Source organism: Paenibacillus sp. VT-400 (genome assembly GCF_001029205.1).
Classification (GTDB): domain Bacteria; phylum Bacillota; class Bacilli; order Paenibacillales; family Paenibacillaceae; genus Paenibacillus; species Paenibacillus amylolyticus.
This window is the reverse complement of the sequence record NZ_LELF01000080.1, coordinates 1-223: the sequence shown is the minus strand read 5'-3', so window position 1 is coordinate 223 and position 223 is coordinate 1. Positions and strand designations below refer to the sequence as shown.

Here is a 223-nt window from a genome sequence, read left to right as displayed (position 1 = left end):
AAACAAGTCAAGTGTATAAAGGTAGTTAAATTGCTTTTGTGATGGTATCGGGTGAGAGCGACTTTTGGCTTTGCGCAAGCAAAACAAGGGAAGCGAGCGACCGAAACCGGAACAAAATGGTTAAGCTACTAAGAGCACACGGAGGATGCCTAGGCGCTAGGAGCCGATGAAGGACGTGGCGAACAACGAAACTGCCTCGGGGAGCTGTAAGCAAGCTTTGATC

At 48.9% G+C, this 223-nt stretch carries 1 rRNA gene; it reads left to right on the top strand.

Going from position 1 to position 223, the window contains the following annotated elements:
* Positions 1-118: 118 nt before the first annotated feature.
* Positions 119-223, top strand: a 23S ribosomal RNA gene (locus EL84_RS30420); the annotation flags it as partial.